General features: G+C 70.1%; 17 protein-coding genes. 10 read left to right on the top strand and 7 right to left on the bottom strand.

Annotated features, from left to right (window positions below; genetic code table 11):
- The first annotated feature begins 54 nt into the window (after nt 1–54).
- On the top strand, nt 55–594 hold the full coding sequence (locus tag NUW50_RS05640) for a hypothetical protein (RefSeq protein WP_258288088.1): 540 nt from the start codon (nt 55–57) through the stop codon (nt 592–594).
- Nucleotides 587–1,015 carry a cell division protein ZapA gene (locus tag NUW50_RS05645; RefSeq protein WP_258288089.1) on the top strand — a complete coding sequence of 143 codons (429 nt, stop codon included), beginning with the start codon at nt 587–589 and terminating at the stop codon, nt 1,013–1,015. Before NUW50_RS05640 ends, NUW50_RS05645 begins: the two co-directional genes overlap by 8 nt.
- 47 nt (nt 1,016–1,062) lie before the next feature.
- Here the strand turns inward: NUW50_RS05645 and NUW50_RS05650 are convergent, their stop codons facing one another.
- Nucleotides 1,063–1,533 carry a YbaK/EbsC family protein gene (locus NUW50_RS05650; RefSeq protein WP_258288090.1) on the bottom strand — a complete coding sequence of 157 codons (471 nt, stop codon included), beginning with the start codon at nt 1,531–1,533 and terminating at the stop codon, nt 1,063–1,065.
- Nucleotides 1,534–1,589: 56 nt separating this feature from the next.
- On the opposite strand from NUW50_RS05650, the gene NUW50_RS05655 reads away from it, so the two are divergent.
- From NUW50_RS05655 to NUW50_RS05670, 4 genes are all read left to right on the top strand, one after another.
- On the top strand, nt 1,590–2,003 hold the full coding sequence (locus tag NUW50_RS05655) for a nuclear transport factor 2 family protein (protein ID WP_258288091.1): 414 nt from the start codon (nt 1,590–1,592) through the stop codon (nt 2,001–2,003).
- Nucleotides 2,000–4,783: a glutamine-synthetase adenylyltransferase gene (locus NUW50_RS05660; RefSeq protein ID WP_258288092.1), complete on the top strand. Its 2,784-nt coding sequence runs from the start codon at nt 2,000–2,002 to the stop codon at nt 4,781–4,783. Before NUW50_RS05655 ends, NUW50_RS05660 begins: the two co-directional genes overlap by 4 nt.
- A gap of 31 nt (nt 4,784–4,814) precedes the next feature.
- Nucleotides 4,815–5,099, top strand: coding sequence for a hypothetical protein (locus tag NUW50_RS05665; protein ID WP_258288093.1), 285 nt, complete (start codon nt 4,815–4,817; stop codon nt 5,097–5,099).
- Nucleotides 5,100–5,219: 120 nt separating this feature from the next.
- Complete coding sequence (locus tag NUW50_RS05670) at nt 5,220–5,384, top strand: hypothetical protein (protein ID WP_258288094.1); 165 nt, start codon at nt 5,220–5,222, stop codon at nt 5,382–5,384.
- 51 nt (nt 5,385–5,435) lie between these two features.
- Here NUW50_RS05670 and NUW50_RS05675 read toward each other — a convergent pair whose 3' ends face one another.
- Nucleotides 5,436–6,638 carry an NAD(P)/FAD-dependent oxidoreductase gene (locus NUW50_RS05675; protein ID WP_258288095.1) on the bottom strand — a complete coding sequence of 401 codons (1,203 nt, stop codon included), beginning with the start codon at nt 6,636–6,638 and terminating at the stop codon, nt 5,436–5,438.
- Nucleotides 6,639–6,746: 108 nt separating this feature from the next.
- Nucleotides 6,747–7,070 carry a HesB/IscA family protein gene (locus tag NUW50_RS05680; protein ID WP_258288309.1) on the bottom strand — a complete coding sequence of 108 codons (324 nt, stop codon included), beginning with the start codon at nt 7,068–7,070 and terminating at the stop codon, nt 6,747–6,749.
- Nucleotides 7,071–7,199: 129 nt separating this feature from the next.
- On the opposite strand from NUW50_RS05680, the gene NUW50_RS05685 reads away from it, so the two are divergent.
- Complete coding sequence (locus NUW50_RS05685; RefSeq protein WP_258288096.1) at nt 7,200–8,336, top strand: deoxyguanosinetriphosphate triphosphohydrolase; 1,137 nt, start codon at nt 7,200–7,202, stop codon at nt 8,334–8,336.
- Nucleotides 8,337–8,552: 216 nt separating this feature from the next.
- Nucleotides 8,553–10,349, top strand: a complete 1,797-nt coding sequence (locus tag NUW50_RS05690) for a cation:proton antiporter (protein ID WP_258288310.1) — start codon at nt 8,553–8,555, stop codon at nt 10,347–10,349.
- A 9-nt stretch (nt 10,350–10,358) separates the two neighbouring features.
- On the opposite strand, the gene NUW50_RS05695 is transcribed toward NUW50_RS05690, so the two are convergent.
- The 4 genes from NUW50_RS05695 to NUW50_RS05710 form a co-directional block, all read right to left on the bottom strand.
- A complete protein-coding gene (locus NUW50_RS05695; protein ID WP_258288097.1) occupies nt 10,359–11,192 on the bottom strand; it encodes an arginyltransferase in 834 nt (277 codons plus the stop codon).
- Nucleotides 11,193–11,396: 204 nt separating this feature from the next.
- Nucleotides 11,397–11,864: an RDD family protein gene (locus NUW50_RS05700; RefSeq protein ID WP_258288098.1), complete on the bottom strand. Its 468-nt coding sequence runs from the start codon at nt 11,862–11,864 to the stop codon at nt 11,397–11,399.
- Between the two features lie 51 nt (nt 11,865–11,915).
- On the bottom strand, nt 11,916–12,665 hold the full coding sequence (locus NUW50_RS05705) for a DUF2852 domain-containing protein (protein WP_443135078.1): 750 nt from the start codon (nt 12,663–12,665) through the stop codon (nt 11,916–11,918).
- Nucleotides 12,643–13,092, bottom strand: a complete 450-nt coding sequence (locus tag NUW50_RS05710) for a DUF2852 domain-containing protein (protein WP_258288311.1) — start codon at nt 13,090–13,092, stop codon at nt 12,643–12,645. The genes NUW50_RS05705 and NUW50_RS05710 overlap by 23 nt, the downstream gene beginning before the upstream one ends.
- 369 nt (nt 13,093–13,461) lie before the next feature.
- Between NUW50_RS05710 and NUW50_RS05715 the strand changes: the two genes are divergently transcribed.
- Nucleotides 13,462–14,412, top strand: coding sequence for a tellurium resistance protein (locus NUW50_RS05715; RefSeq protein ID WP_258288100.1), 951 nt, complete (start codon nt 13,462–13,464; stop codon nt 14,410–14,412).
- A 96-nt stretch (nt 14,413–14,508) separates the two neighbouring features.
- On the top strand, nt 14,509–15,957 hold the full coding sequence (gene guaB, locus NUW50_RS05720) for an IMP dehydrogenase (protein ID WP_258288101.1): 1,449 nt from the start codon (nt 14,509–14,511) through the stop codon (nt 15,955–15,957).
- The last annotated feature ends 5 nt before the right edge of the window (nt 15,958–15,962 follow it).

The following is a 15,962-nucleotide window of genomic DNA, read 5'->3' on the forward strand; positions in this document are numbered from 1 at the left end:
GCCTCTTGCCGCAGCAGGGAAAGCATTGCATCCTGTGTCAAAGGGGAAGCGGAAATGAATGAGATCAGCGCCTTGGAGAGCCGTCTTGAGGCGGCACTTGAACGGATCGGCACGGCCCTGCGGACGCCGGCGCCGGTTTCGGACGAACTGCAGATCGCCCGGGCCGAGGTCGACCGGCTGGGCGATACGGTTGCCCGGCTGACGAGCGAGGTCGAGGCGACCGCGACGCAGCTGGCCGAGGCCAAGCAGGCTCTGGACGAGGAGGTGCTGGTGACGAAGCAGCTCAAGGCCCGCAACGAGGCGCTGCATGCCAAGCTCGACGCGGCCGAGGCCGAAGCCGAGCGGCTCAGGGGGGAACTGGCGGCGCGCGATGCGCTGACCGGTCAGTTCCGGCGGGTCAATGCGCAGCTGCGGCAGAACAACCTGATGCTGCGCGAGGCCAATGCCAAGGGCCTGCCGGACGCGCATCTGATCAACAAGGCGATGCTGACCGAGCTGGAATCGATTCGCGCCAGCCGCGATGCCGAGCGGGTCGAGATCGACGCCGTGCTGGCCGAGCTGAAACCGCTGATCGGGGAGGGTGCCGATGCCTGAAGTCAAAGTCTCGGTCGGGGGGCGCGAATACGAGGTTGCCTGCCAGGAGGGCGAAGAGAACTTTCTGCGCTCTGCGGCGGCGCTTCTGGATGCAGAGGCCACGGTGCTGGGCACCCAGTCGTCGCGGCTGCCCGAATCGCGGGTCCTGCTGATGGCCGGGCTGATGCTGGCCGACAAGACGGCGGGGATCGAGGATCAGATCAAGCTGCTGGAAGGCCGGCTGGCCGAGGCTCATGCCGAGATCGCGGCGTTGCAGGCAAGGCCCCCGGTGACGAAGGAGGTCGAGCGGGTCGAAGTGCCGGTCGAGGTCAAGGTCGAGGTTCCGGTTCTGCCCGAGGGGCTGGCGGAGAGACTGGACGCGCTGGCCGGGAAGGCCGAAGGGTTGGCGGCCGAGGCCGAACAGCGCTGCTCGGCGGCCTGAGCGCCGGGGCCTGCCGCATCCGTTGATCCGCGCCGGCGGCCGTCGCGTCAGGCGGTGAACGGGGCCACCCTGGCGCCGGTCAGCCGCAGCAGGTCGTCCGGGGCTGCCGGAAAGACGTGCCGCGGGGTGCCCGCCGCCGCCCAGACCCTGTCGAAGTCGTTCAGCCTCGGGTCCCAGAAACTGGGCACCGGGGAAAGATGCCCGACCGGGGCCACGCCGCCGATGGCAAAGCCCGTGTGCCGGCGCACCAGATCGGCATCGGCCCGCCCCAGGGGCTCGCCTGCCAGTTCCGATGCGCGCCCGGGATCGACCCGGTTGCCGCCGGCGGTCAGAAACAGGAAGATCCTGCCCGATCCGGTGCCGGCAAAGATGATCGACTTGACAATCTGGTCCAGCGAACAGCCTGCCGCCGCCGCGGCCTGCTGGGCGGTGCGGGTTTCCGAAGGCATCTCGACGATCCCCGCTTCCAGCCCCGCCGCCTCCAGCGCCGCGCGCACCCTTGCCACCGACTTGCTCACTTGTCCCCCCCGCCGTCCGGCCCTAGCGTTATGGTCCCGACAGGAGGGACCGCGCGATGCAAACTGCCCCGGACGATGACGTGCTGCAAGAGGTGCTGGCGGCCGAAACGCGCGTCTGGAAGGCTCTGGTTGCAGGCGATGCCGGGGCCGACCGGGAGTTGCTGGCCGAGTCCTTTCTCGGCGTCTACGGGTCGGGCTTCTCGGATCGCGAAGGCCATGCGGCGCAACTGGCCGAAGGGCCGGTGGTCGCCGATTTCGCCCTGTCCGAAGCCCGCCTGCTTCGGCCGGCCCCCGATCTGGCGCTGCTCGCCTATCGCGCCCGGTTCCACCGCCCCGGGACGGCCGGGGCCGATGACAGGTATGTTTCGTCGCTCTGGCAGCGCGGGCCCGGCGGCTGGCGCAATCTCTTCTCGCAGGACACGCCCGCCGTGCCCGATCCGCTTTCGTCCCGACCGGAGAACCCGGCATGAGTTTCGCCCGACGCATCACCCGGCTGCCGCGCCCGCATGATCCCGATGCGGGGGCCGAGGCGCGGCGCCGGGCGGGCTGGGCCTCGGGCGATGTGGCGCGGCTGATCGAGGGCACCGCCGGTTCCGCGCCCTATCTGGCCGGGTTGCTGGAGGTCGAGGACGGCTGGCTTCAGTCGGCGCTGGACCGGGACCCCGACAGCGTGGTGCCCGAACTGCTGGCCGACCTGCCCGAGGGTGCGGCCGATCTCGGCCCGGCCCTGCGCCGGGCCAAGCGCCGGGTGGCGCTGTTCGCGGCGCTGGCCGATCTGGGTGGGGTCTGGGAACTGGAAGCCGTCACCGGCGCCCTCACCGCGCTGGCCGACCGTGCCGTCGATGCCGGGATGCGGGCGCTGGTCGCCGCGGAACTGAGGCGCGGCAAGGTGCCGGGCCAGACCGAGGCCGATGCCCCGACCTGTGCCGGAATGGTGGCGCTGGCCATGGGCAAGATGGGAGCGGCCGAGCTGAACTATTCCTCGGACATCGATCTGATCCTGCTGTTCGACGAGGGCCGCTATGCGCCCGAGGACTATTCCGAGGCCCGCGCCGCCTTCATCCGGGTCGCCCGGCGGCTGACCGCGATGCTCTCGGACCTGACGCCGGAAGGCTATGTCTTCCGCACCGATCTGCGGTTGCGCCCCGATGCTTCGGTGATGCCGGTCTGCCTGTCGATGGAGGCGGCCGAGCAGTATTACGAAAGCGTCGGGCGGACCTGGGAGCGGGCCGCCTATATCAAGGCGCGGGCCTGCGGCGGCGACATCGCGGCGGGGCAGGGGTTCCTCGACCGGCTGCGGCCCTTCGTCTGGCGCCGGCATCTGGACTTTGCGGCGATCCAGGACGCGCATGACATGCGACTCAGGATTCGTGACCACAAGGGGCTGCATGGTGACGGGCTGGAGGGGCGCGACCTGAAGCTGGGCCGGGGCGGAATCCGCGAGATCGAGTTCTTCACCCAGACACGGCAGCTGATCGCCGGCGGCCGCGATCCCGACCTGCGCTGCCGCGACACGGTCGGTGGGCTGGCGGCGCTGGCCGCCAAGGGCTGGGTGCCGCAAGAGGCCGCCGAGGTGCTGACCGCCGACTACCGTGCCCATCGCGAACTGGAGCACCGGCTGCAGATGGTCAATGATGCCCAGACCCATGCACTGCCGACCACGGCCGAGGGCTTTGACCGGATCGCGGCGTTGATGGGCACTGACAGCGCCACGCTGCGGGCCGACATCCGCGAGCGCGTCACCCGGGTCGCCGCCACCGCCGAAAGCTTCTTCGCGCCGAAATCCGGCGTCGCGCCGGCCCCGGAAATGTCCGAGGCCGCCCGCGAGTCGGTGGCCCGCTGGAATACCTACCCGGCCCTGCGTTCAACACGCGCGGTGCAGATCTTCGACCGGCTGCGGCCCGAACTTCTGACCCGGCTGATGAAGACCGGGCGCCCCGACGAGGCGCTGGTGCAGTTGGACCATTTCCTGCGCGGCCTGCCCGCGGGGGTGCAGATATTCTCGCTGCTCGAGGCCAATCCGGTGCTGGTCGATCTGCTGGTCGACATCGCCGCGACCTCGCCGGCGCTGGCCGCCTATCTGGGCCAGAATGCCGAGGTCTTCGATGCGGTGATCGGCGGCCGGTTCTTCCAGCCCCTGCCGGATGCTGCGGCCTTCACCGGGGCTCTGGAAGAGGTTCTGGCGGCGGCGCCGGATTACGAGGCCGGGCTGAACGCGGCGCGGCTCTGGTGGAAGGAGCAGCATTTCCGGATCGGGGTGCATCACCTGCGCGGCCAGATCGGGGCCGATGCGGCGGGCCGGGCCTATGCGGCGCTGGCCGATGCGGTGCTGACCGGGCTCTGGCCCCGGCTGGTGGCCGATTTCGCGACGCGGCACGGGCCGATGCCGGGGCGCGGCGCCGCGGTGATCGGCATGGGCTCGCTGGGGGCCGGCTGGCTGACCTCGGGCTCGGATCTCGACATCATCGTGATCTATGATCCCGATGGGGCCGAGATGTCCGAAGGCCGGCGCCCGCTGGCGGTGCGGCCCTATTACGCGCGACTCACCCAGGGGCTGGTCACGGCGTTGAGCGCGCCGATGCCGGGCGGGCGGCTCTACGAGGTGGACATGCGGTTGCGGCCCTCGGGGAGGCAGGGACCGGTGGCGACGGCGATCGCGGCGTTCCGCAGCTATCAGAAGGAAGAGGCCTGGACCTGGGAGCATCTGGCCCTGACCCGGGCCCGGCCGGTCGCCGGGGTGGCGGAGATCGGCCGTGAGGTCGAGTCGTTCCGGCAGGACGTGCTGGCGGCGCCGCATGACCGGGCCAAGGTGCTGGCCGATGTGGCCGAGATGCGCGACCGGATCGCGGCGGCCCGCGGCGGGGCGGCGTTCTGGGACCTCAAGGCGGGGCCGGGCGGGGTGCAGGATATCGAGCTTCTGGGGCAGACCGCGGCGCTGCTGGCCGGCTCGGCGGCGCGCGAGACCCCGGCGCAACTGGCCGAAGCGGCGCGGACCGGCTTTCTCGACCCGGCGGCGGTGGCGGCGCTGAGCCGGGCCCATGACCTGCAGCAGCGCCTGCGCACCGCGATGCGGCTGCTGGCCGATAGCCCCGCCGACCCCGCGACCCTGGGCGCCGGGGCCGAAGCCCTGATCATCCGCGAGGCGGGGGCCGAAAGCATTGCCGAGGTCGAGGCGATGCTGGAAGAGGTGCGCGGCGCCGCCGCCGAGGTCATCGCGACGGCCCTTCCCCCGGCCGCCGCGGCGGATTAAGCCGGAGTCGCGCAACAGGAACGGGGTTATCATGGCGGAGGCTATGACGGCGGAGGTGGCGGATCGCACCGGGCTGATCCGCGAGGCCTATCGGATCGAGGGGATCACCGAGGCGGAATGCCGGTCGATCTTTCTCGACTGGGCGATGAAACTGGCACCCGAGGTCGACAATGCCGCAGCGATCCGGTTCCTGCTCGACCTCCACGCCCCCGGCGACCGGATGCAGGATCATCCGATGACCGCCGTGCTGCGGGCGGCGCTGGAAACACCGGCCCGAACCGGGCGCCGCGGCGGCTGGCGCGGGCGGGCGCGGTAGCTTCCAACGGCGGCGCCCGGCTGCCGGGCCGGATCACGCAGCCGTGACCAACGCTTGCGACAGATTCGCCGAGTTCCCACGTGTAAGGACAAGACTGGAAAGTCAGACATGGAGGCAAAGATGAAGAAGATTGCGCGGATTTCGACGGCGGCGTTCCTGGCCGGCGCGACCACCTTGGCGGTGACACTGCCGATGCCGCAGAACGCGAATGCGCAGGGCGCGGCCCAGTCGACGCGCAATGCTGAACAACCGGCGCGGCTGCCCAAGGAGGGCGAGGCCGACTAGGGACCGGCAGCGGGGGCACCGGCAACCGGGCCGCGATGCCGACCGGCGGCGCTAACCGGCGCCGTTCAGGCCCATCGCGCAGGCATGGGCCGAGGACCAGGCCCATTGGAAGTTGTAGCCCCCCAGCCAGCCGGTCACATCTACCACCTCACCGATGAAATGCAGCCCCGGCAAGGGCTTGGCGGCCATTGTTCGAGCATCCAGCGCGGCGGTTGAGACCCCGCCCAGGGTGACTTCGGCGGTGCGATAGCCCTCGGACCCGATCGGTTTCAGCGGGTAGGCCGACAACAGCGAAGCCAGGGCGGTCAATTCGGCATCGGCATATTCGGCCAGGGGCGCGGCGCGGCCGTGCCGCTCGGCCAGGCTCTGCGCCAGCCGGGCCGGAAGCTTCTCGGCCAGAACCGTCGCCAGGGCCCTGCGTCCGGCCTCGGCCTTTCGGGCGCGCAGGAAGCTCAGCGCCTCGGGCAGCAGGCACAGGGCGATCTGCTCGCCTTCGCGCCAGTAGCTGGAGATTTGCAGGACCGCCGGGCCGGAGAGGCCGCGATGGGTGAACAGCGCCGCTTCGGCAAAGCTGGCGCGGCGGCGTCTGGCCGTGCTGTTGGCGGTGACAGGCAGGGCGACCCCGGACAGCGGCGACATCCAGGCCAGGTCGCCGGGTCCGAAGGTCAGCGGCACCAGCCCCGGGCGGGTCTCGGTCAGGGCAATGCCGAACCGCTCGGCAATCTGGTAGCCGAAGCCGCTGGCGCCCATCTTCGGGATCGACCGGCCTCCGGTGGCGACGACCAGATTGGGCGTCTCGACCCGACCGCCCGCCAGGCTGAGGGCAAAGCGGTTGTCGGCATGGGTGATTTCCCCGACCGGGGTCGAAAGCCGCAGTTCCGCCCCCGCCAGTTCCGCGACCAGCATGGTCACGACCTGCCGGGCCGAACCGTCGCAGAACAGCTGGCCAAGGGTCTTTTCGTGATAGGCGATGCCGTGGCGCCGGATCAGGGCGATGAAATCCTGCGCCGTGTGGCGGGCAAGGGCGCTCTTGGCGAAATGCGGATTCTCCGAGAGAAAGGCCTGCGGTCCGGTGTTCACATTGGTGAAATTGCAGCGCCCGCCGCCGGAGATGCGGATTTTCTCGCCCGGAGCGCGGGCGTGGTCGAGCAGCAGCACCGACAGGCCGCGCTGCGCCGCGATCCCGGCGGCGTAGAGCCCCGCCGCCCCGGCGCCGAGAATGACGGCGTCGTAGGACGCAGGCGCACGGGTCAAGATTGCGGCCCGGCCGGGCGGCGGCCGTCCCGCCCCCCGGGGGCGGTCGCTGATAGGTCCTCCCCGGCGGACCGGCCGTTGCCTTCTTCGCGCAACCGAGGTCTCACCCTAGATCGAGAACGAGGTGCCACAGCCGCAGGACGAGGTGGCATTGGGGTTGTCGATCACGAAACGGGCGCCAATCAGCTCTTCGGAGAAATCGATGGTGGCATTCGACAGGAACGGCAGCGAGACCGGGTCGATCAGCACCCGCTGGCCGTCGCCTTCCAGCACCAGGTCGTCGGGGCCGGGGTCATCCAGCTTGATGTCATATTGAAAGCCCGAGCAGCCGCCGCCCTCGACCGCGACACGCAGCGCCTTGCCGGGGGCAGAGGCGGTGATCTCGGCCAACCGCGCGAAGGCGCGCGGGGTGACTTTGGGGGGCAGGGTCAGGTCCATGGGCCTCTCCGTTCGGCGGCGCTGTCGGGGTCCGTTGCCCGGGCCGATCCGCTTTCTGCGTTCCGCCCCGGCGATTTCTTCAATATATGGAGGGCAGGACAGACAGACAAGAACGGGCGGCAGATGGCGGCACCCTATGCGTGCGATCCGGGCGACAGCCGCGGACGACAGTATCCCGAGGCGCTCTCGACCTTTCGCTCGGCGTTCCAGCGCGACCGGGACCGGATCATCCATTCCTCGGCCTTCCGGCGGCTCAAGCACAAGACCCAGGTCTTCGTCGAGCATGAGGGCGATTACTACCGCACCCGCCTGACCCATACGATCGAGGTGGCGCAGGTGGCGCGGACCCTGGCCGGTGCCCTCGGGCTGAACGAGGAACTGGCCGAGGCGGTGGCGCTGGCGCATGATCTCGGCCACCCGCCCTTCGGCCATACCGGCGAGGATGCGCTGGAGGCGCTGATGGCGCCCTATGGCGGCTTCGACCACAACGCCCAGGCGCTGCGGATCGTGACCAGGCTGGAGCGGCACTATGCCGATTTCGACGGGCTGAACCTGACCTGGGAGACGCTGGAGGGAATCGCCAAGCACAACGGGCCGGTGCATCCGCCCTATTCCTATGCCATGGCCGAGGTGAACGACGCCTATGACCTGGAACTGGGCACCCATGCCAGCGCCGAGGCGCAGGTGGCGGCAATTGCCGATGACGTGGCCTACAACCACCACGATCTGCATGACGGGCTGCGCGCCGGGCTGTTCACCGAGGCCGACCTGATGGAGCTGCCCGTCACCGGGCCGGCCTTTGCCGAGGTGGACGCGCTGCATCCCGGGCTCGACCCGATGCGGCGCCGGCACGAGGCGCTGCGGCGGATTTTCGGGGTCATGGTCGAGGACGTGATCGCGGTGGCGCGCAACCGGCTGGAGGGGCTGAGGCCGAGCTGCGCGCAGGACATCCGCGAGATGGACGGGCCGATCATCCGGTTCTCCAAGCCGCTGTTCCAGAACCTCAAGGCGATCAAGGGGTTCCTCTTCACCCGGATGTATCGCGCGCCCTCGGTGGTGGTCGAGCGGCAGCGGGTGACGGGGGTGGTCAACGACCTGTTCCCGCTGTTCCTGCGCGATCCGTCGCTGTTGCCCGAGGAATGGCAGCGGGATGTGGCGCAGGCGACCGACGAGACGGCGCTGGCCCGGGTGGTTCTGGACTACGTCGCCGGGATGACCGACCGTTTCGCCCTGCAGGAACATGCGCGGCTGATCGGTTGAGGGGCCTGTGCGGGCGCAGGCGGAACGGCCGTGGCGAGAGGGGCTGTCTGCCCCTCTCGCGCTCTCCCCGAGGATATTTCCGAGGTAAAGCGGCAGGGCGCCTGTTCTGCACGGTGGCGGGCCATGCTAGGCTGGGGTCGGGCGCCGGATCGCGTTCGGACGGCAGTGTCGGGGACGAGTGAGGGCACAGTGGCGATAGCGGAACATGCGGCCGGGATGGAACCGATCCTGGCCTTCGCGCTGGTCGGCGCCCTCGGCGTCGGCTCGCAATGGCTGGCCTGGCGGCTGCGGCTGCCGGCGATCGTGCTGATGCTGGCGGCCGGGGTGCTGGTCGGGCCGGTCTTCGGGCTGTTCGAGCCGGAGCGCGATATCGGCGCGCTGACCGGGCCGATGATTTCGCTCGCGGTGGCGGTGATCCTGTTCGAGGGCGGGCTGAGCCTGAACTTCTCGGCGCTGCGCGATGCCTCGAAAGGGGTGGCGCGGCTGGTCCTGATCGGGGCGCCGCTGGGCTGGCTGACCTCGACCCTGGCGCTGCATTACGGGGTCGGGCTGGGCTGGGCCTCGGCCAGCGTCTTCGGCGGCATCCTGATCGTGACCGGGCCGACGGTGATCGCGCCGCTGCTGCGCCAGGCACGGCTGGCGCGGCGGCCGGCGGCGCTGCTGCAATGGGAGGCGATCGTCAACGACCCGATCGGCGCCCTGGCCGCGGTGCTGGCCTTCGAACTGGTGCTGGTGCTGCGGGCGGAAGAAACCTTCGGCGCCGCGATCTGGTCGCTGGTGATCGGGCTGGCGGTGGCGGCGGCCCTAGGGCTGGTGGCCGGGCAGGGGCTGGTCTGGCTGTTCCGCCGCGGCCTGGCGCCGGAATACATGAAGGTGCCGATCCTGTTCGCCGCTATCCTGGTGGTCTTCGCGCTGTCCGACCATGTGCTGCACGAGAGCGGCTTGCTGGCGGTGACGGTGATGGGGCTGAAGATCGCCAATGCCGGATTGCCGAGCTACGACGAGATGCGGCGCTTCAAGGAACATGCGACGATCCTCCTGGTCTCGGGCGTGTTCATCCTGCTGGCGGCCTCGCTGGACCTCTCGACCCTGGCGCAGCTGGACTGGCGGGCGGGCCTGGGCATCGCGCTGGTGGTGCTGGTGGCGCGGCCGCTGACCGTGCTGCTGGCGCTGGCCCGGACCGACGTGCCCTGGCCGGAGCGCTGGCTGATCGCGCTGACCGGGCCGCGCGGGGTGGTGCTGGTCGCGGTCGCCGGCCTGTTCGGCGAGCGGCTGGCCGGGCTGGGGATCGCCGATGCCGAGCGCATCGCGCCGCTGGCCTTCGCGCTGGTGGTGGTGACGGTGGTGCTGAACGGCTTCGGCCTGGTGCCGCTGGCGCGCTGGCTGGGGCTGTCGGGCAAGGAGGCGCCGGGGCTGCTGATCGTCGGCGGCTCGCGTTTCGCGGTGGCGCTGGCCGAGGTGCTGGGCAAGGCCGGGGTCCCGGTGCTGATCTCGGACCCGAACCCGGCCCGGCTACGCGCCGCGCGCGGGGCCGGGGTGCCGGTCTTCTACGGCGACATCCTGTCCGAGGCGGCCGAGCATTCTGTCGAACTGGTCGCCTATGGCAGCCTGCTGGCCGCGACCTGGAACGACGCCTACAACACCCTGGTCGCCACCGATTTCGCGCCCGAGTTCGGCCGCGCGAATGTCTGGCAGGTGGGGCGCGAGAAGGCCGACAAGGCGCGCCACGCGCTGCCGGCCTCGCTGGAGGCGCGGATCCTGGGCGGGGGCGAGACGCTGGACCATTTCGAGGGCCGGGTGGCGCAGGGCTGGACCCTGCGGCTGACCCGGCTGAGCGAGGAATTCGGGTTCGAGGACTGGCAGGAGACCCATCCCGAGGCGCAGATGCTGGGACGGCTGACGCCGGCCGGCGAACTGCGGCTGATGAGCGGGCCGGGGGAGCGGAAGCTGCCGCCGGGCACCCGTGTCCTGGCCCTGACCCCGCCCGAGGCGGCCAGGGCGGCGGCCGGCTGAGGTGGCGGGCTATTTTCCGGTGCGGATGTCGGGCAGGGCGATCCGGGCGACCTGCTCGGCAATCGGGTCGGTCGAGAGCGGGTGCAGATCGGCGGAATAGGATTCGGGGTCGCCGATCGGCTGCCATTGCCCGCCGTGGTAGATCTCCAGCGCCGGGAAGCTGGCCTTGTAGCCCATCTTCGGCGAACCCGGCACCCAGTAGCCGAGATAGACATAGGGCAGCCCGGCTTCGCGCGCGATGCGGATATGGTCGAGGATGATATAGGTGCCGAGCGAGTCGCGGGCGGCGTCGGGATCGTAGAAGGAATAGACCATCGACAGCCCGTCATCGAGCACGTCGGTCAGGCAGACCCCGGTCAGGCGGCGCCGGGTTTCACCATCGGCCGGCGGCGCGGTGTATTCGATGACCCGGCTGCGGATCGGGGTTTCCTCGACCATCGCGGCGAATTCGAAGATGTCCATGTCGGCCATCCCGCCGGTCGCATGGCGCGAATCGAGATAGCGGCGGAACAGCTCGAACTGGTCCTCGGTGGCCCAGGGGCTGGTCGCCTCGCGCACCAGCCGGGCATTGCGGCGCAGGGTGCGCCTGTGCGAGCGGGTCGGCCGGAATTCGGCGACATTGATCCGGGCCGAGAGGCAGGCCGAGCATTCGGCGCAGGAGGGCCGGTAGAGCACGTTCTGCGAGCGGCGGAAGCCCTGTTTCGACAGGCCGTCGTTCAGGGTCTGCGCGGTTTCGCCCTGCAGCGCGGTGAACAGCTTTCGCTCCATCCGCCCGTCCAGATAGGGACAGGGTTGCGGAGCCGTCACGTAGAATTGCGGCGCGATGGGAAGTGTATGGCGCATGTGGTGCCCGGGTTGCCAACCCGGGAAGCCTAACAAGACCGATGCCGGATTGGAAAGGGTTTTCCGGGCCGCGCCGGGGGGGCGTGCCGGTCCGGCGTGCGGGCGGCGGCGAGAGGGGCTGTCTGCCCCTCTCGCGCTCTCCCCGAGGATATTTCCGAGGTAAAGCGGTGCGGGTCGGGGGAGGGGCCGGGAACCGCTGCCTGCTCAGCGCCGGGCCGGGCGGTTCAGCGCCGCGGTTCCGAGGATCATGTCATGCAGCCCCTGCCGGCGCGGGGTGATCAGCATCAGCCCGACCGAGATCAGGAGCGGCACGACCATGCCGAGGAACAGGGTGAAGAGCAGCGTGTGGCCGGCGGCGGTCGGCAGGTCGAAGCGTTCGCCACGGTGATTGCGCATCTCGATCGCCACCATCCGCATGCCCCAGGTGGCCGAGCCGGAGGCGAGGGTCAGGGTTCGGTAGACGAAGCTGACCAGCATGGCGAGGAACGGCAGGTAGAACAGCGCGGTGAAGGCGGTGAAGGGGATCAGGATCACCGTCATGATGCCGATGATGACCGAATCGGCCAGGAAGGCCACCAGGCGCTTGCCGGGGATGTCGGCATAGAAGGCCGGGCTGGCCTCGGGATCGGGCAGGCCCCAGAGCGGGTCGTCGCGGTCGGGCGGGGCGGTCATGCTGCGGGGTCCTGTCTGATGTCGGGCGCTGTGCCGAGGAAACGGGGGCGGTCAGGCCCCGGCGGTCCGGCTGCCCTCTGCGCCATGGCCGTTGCGGGCGCGGGCTGCGCGGGATTCCATGAAGGCGTCGAACTCGGACTTGTCCTTGGCGGCGCGGAGCCGGTCGAGGAAGGCTTCGAAGCGCATCTGCTCCTCTTCCAGCCGTTGCAGCGTGTCGGCCTTGAAGGCGTCGAAGGCGCTGTTGCCCGAGCGTTGCGGGGATGCGCCGACCTGGGGCGCCACCGCCGCCTGTGTGGTGCCGAAGGCGAATCCGGCGAAGCCGCGCCAGAGGAAGATCGCCGCCAGCAGCAGCCCGACCGGCGCGAGGAAAACGAAGGCCAGGACCGTGGCGACGGTGGCGAAGGCGGTGAAGCCGATCAGCGAGAGGGCGCGCAGCGCCCGGCTGCGATCGGTCCAGATCATCGCCCGGAACCCCAGCCAGGCGGCCAGCAGCGCCAGGGCGGCGCCGGCCAGGGGCAGGAAGACGAAGCCCAGCACCACCGCCACCACCGCGAAACCGGTGAAGAAGATGATCCGCAGGGCGCGCAGGGCGAAATCGGGTTCTTCCGGCGCGACGGAGCCGCGCATCATGGGCAAGTCGGTCATCGAAACCTCGCTGTCTGTTGGTCGGCGTCGTCTCTGCCATGCCGGGGGCCTCCGGTGTCGGGGCAACCCTTCCGGCAGAGCGCAGGACCCGGGCCGACCAGGGGCCGGCCCGGGCCGTCGGGCAGCGGAAGGATCAGGCCGGTGTGGCGTCGTCATCGACGCTGTCGGCCTTGGCGCGGGCGCGCGCGGCGCGGTCCTCCATGAAGGCGTCGAATTCCGACTTGTCCTTGGCGTCGCGCAGCCTCTGCAGGAAGGCCTCGAAGGCTTCCTGCTCTTCTTCCAGCCGCCGCAGCGTATCGGCCTTGTAGCTGTCGAAGGCGGTGTTGCCCGTGGAGTTGAAGCCTTGACGGGCCTTCCAGGCGCGGCGATGCGATTGCAGGCCGCCGCGGAAGGCGCAGGAACCACTGAACATGCGTTTGCTCCAGATCATGTATGCGAGAAGGGCAAGGCCGAGCGGCCAGACGAAGACGAACCCGAGGATCATCAACGCGATCCAGGCCCCCTTGCCGCGCTCGTCAAGCCAGTTCTCGGCGCGGGTGAACCAGCGGTAGAGACCCTCCGTACGGGTGTCGCGATGGCCCATGGCGGCGTTGGGCGGGTCAAGGTCGGTGAAACTCATGCTCTGCGGCCTCCTTGCCGGATGTGAGTGTTGAAGATGTAAACTGCATTCACATTACGAATGTGGGGGGCGAAGGGCGACTTCGCAAGGGGCTATGTGAAGATTATTTACATTGGGCCGGAAAGCGCTTTCGCGCCAGAGATTTAGGGGGCGTCTTTTCGGGCGCCGGGGCGGCCCGGAGGCGGCCGGATGGCGCCTCCGGGGCCTTGCGGGGTGAGTCGTCCGGCCGATCCCGGACGGTCGGGCGCGGCACCGGGTCGCGCTGGATAAGTCGGCCCGGCTGGGGCAAGAGAGGGCGGTGACCGGACGGGATGATCAGGGGAGCATGCGACCATGGCCGGACTGAGAACAGCGCAGATGCCGCCGGCGGTCTTCGCACCGATTCTCGGGCTGCTGGGGCTTGGCCTGGCCTGGCGCCGGGCATCCGCGGTCTGGGGCGTTCCGGACGCGATGGGCGAACTGATCCTGGGGGCCAGCGCAGGGCTCTGGCTCTTTGCCGCGGTCAGCTATGGGCTGAAGGTCTGGCAGCGGCCGGGCGTCCTGGCCGAGGATGCCGCGGCGTTGCCCGGTCGGGCCGGGCTGGCGGCGGCCGGGCTGGGCGGTCTGGCGCTGGCCCTTGGGCTGGTGCCCTATGCGCCGGTCCTGGCACGGGGGCTGCTGCTGCTGACCCTGGCCTGGCAGGCGGGCTTCGCGGTGCTGGTGCTGCGGCTGATCTTCGGCGGCCCGCCCGAGGGGCGCCGGGTGACGCCGGTCTGGCTGCTGACCTTCGTCGGTTTCATCCTCGGGCCGCTGGTCGCGGCGCCGCTGGGCTGGAGCGGGCTGGCGGTGCTGCTGCTGGCGCTGATGCTGCCGGTCGCGGCGGCGATCCACCTGGTCAGCCTGCGGCAGCTCTGGCAGGAGACGCCGATCCCGCCTCTGCGGCCGCTGCTGGTGATCCATTTGGCGCCGATCAGCCTGGGCGGCCTGGGGCTGGGCGCCCTGGGCATCGACTGGGCTGCGGCGCTGCTGGCACTGCTGGCCAGCGGGCTGGCGCTGGCATTGCTGGCAAGCCTGCGCTGGATCACCGCCGCCGGGTTCACCCCGTTCTGGGGCGCCTTCACCTTTCCGGTCGCCGCCTATGCCAACCTGCTGGGGCTGATGGCCGGGCTCTACCCATGGGTGCAGGTCGCGGCGCTGCCGGTGCTGGCGCTGGCGACGGTGGCGGTGCCCTGGATCGCGATCCGGATCCTGCGGCTCTGGGCTGGCGGGCGGCTGGGCGAGATGACCGGCGCGGCGCGGGCCTGAGCCGGAATCGCGTGAATCCCGGGCGGGGCCTTGCACTTCCGGCCAAGCCGTGAAACAGGAAACCGCCAACCGACCACTCCCCAATGGAGGCTCCTGATGGAGATTCGCGAGGCTTTCACCTTCGATGACGTTCTGCTCGTTCCGGCCGCCTCGCGCGTGCTTCCGGGCACCGCGGATGTCGCGACCCAGGTCACCAAGGCGATCCGGATGAACATCCCGCTGCTGTCCTCGGCGATGGACACCGTGACCGAGGCCCGGATGGCGATTGCCATGGCGCAGGCCGGGGGGATCGGGGTGATCCACCGCAATCTCGATCTCGAGGCCCAGGCCGGCGAGGTGCGCCGGGTCAAGCGTTTCGAGAGCGGCATCGTCTACAACCCGATCACCCTGACGCCCGACCAGACGCTCGCCGACGCCAAGCTGCTGCAGGAACGCTACAACGTCACCGGCTTCCCGGTGGTGGACGGCGCGGGCCGGGTGCTGGGGATCGTCACCAACCGCGACATGCGCTTTGCCTCGGACGACAAGACTCCGGTCCGGGTGATGATGACCTCCGAGAACCTCGCGGTGCTGGAGGAGCCCGCCGACCGCGACACCGCGATCAGCCTGATGAAGTCGCGCCGGATCGAGAAGCTGCTGGTGACCGACGGGCATGGCAAGCTGACCGGGCTTCTGACCCTGAAGGACAGCGAAAAGGCGGTGCTGAACCCGCAGGCCTGCAAGGACGAACTGGGCCGCCTGCGGGTGGCTGCGGCGACGACGGTGGGCGATGCCGGGTTCGAGCGCAGCCAGGCGCTGATCGACGCCGGTTGCGACCTGATCGTGATCGACACCGCGCATGGCCATTCGGAAGGCGTCGCGCAGGCGGTCGAGCGGGTCAAGAAACTGTCGAACGCGGTTCAGGTGGTGGCGGGCAATGTCGCCACGGCCGAGGGCACCCGCGCCCTGATCGACGCCGGGGCGGATGCGATCAAGGTCGGGATCGGTCCCGGTTCGATCTGCACCACCCGGGTGGTGGCCGGGGTCGGGGTGCCGCAGCTGACCGCGATCATGGATGCCTCGGCCGCGGCCGGGGAGATTCCGGTGATCGCCGATGGCGGGATCAAGTATTCGGGCGACTTTGCTAAGGCGATCGCGGCCGGTGCCTCCTGCGCGATGGTCGGGTCGGCGATTGCCGGCACCGACGAAAGCCCGGGCGAGGTCATCCTCTACCAGGGCCGCTCGTTCAAGTCCTATCGCGGCATGGGCAGCCTTGGCGCCATGGCGCGCGGGTCGGCCGACCGCTATTTCCAGAAGGATGCCGCCAGCGACAAGCTGGTTCCGGAAGGGATCGAGGGGCAGGTGCCCTACAAGGGGTCGGCCAGCGCGGTGGTGCATCAGCTGGTGGGGGGGCTGCGCGCCGCCATGGGCTATACCGGCTGCGCGACGGTGGCCGAGATGCGGAAGAACTGCAAATTCGTGCGGATCACCTCGGCCGGCTTGACCGAGAGCCATGTCCACGACGTGCAGATCACCCGCGAAAGCCCGAATTACCGGGTCGGCTGAGGCCG

Origin of the sequence: Frigidibacter sp. ROC022, from assembly GCF_024723735.1 — a bacterium.
Taxonomy (GTDB): Bacteria; Pseudomonadota; Alphaproteobacteria; order Rhodobacterales; family Rhodobacteraceae; genus SLM-1.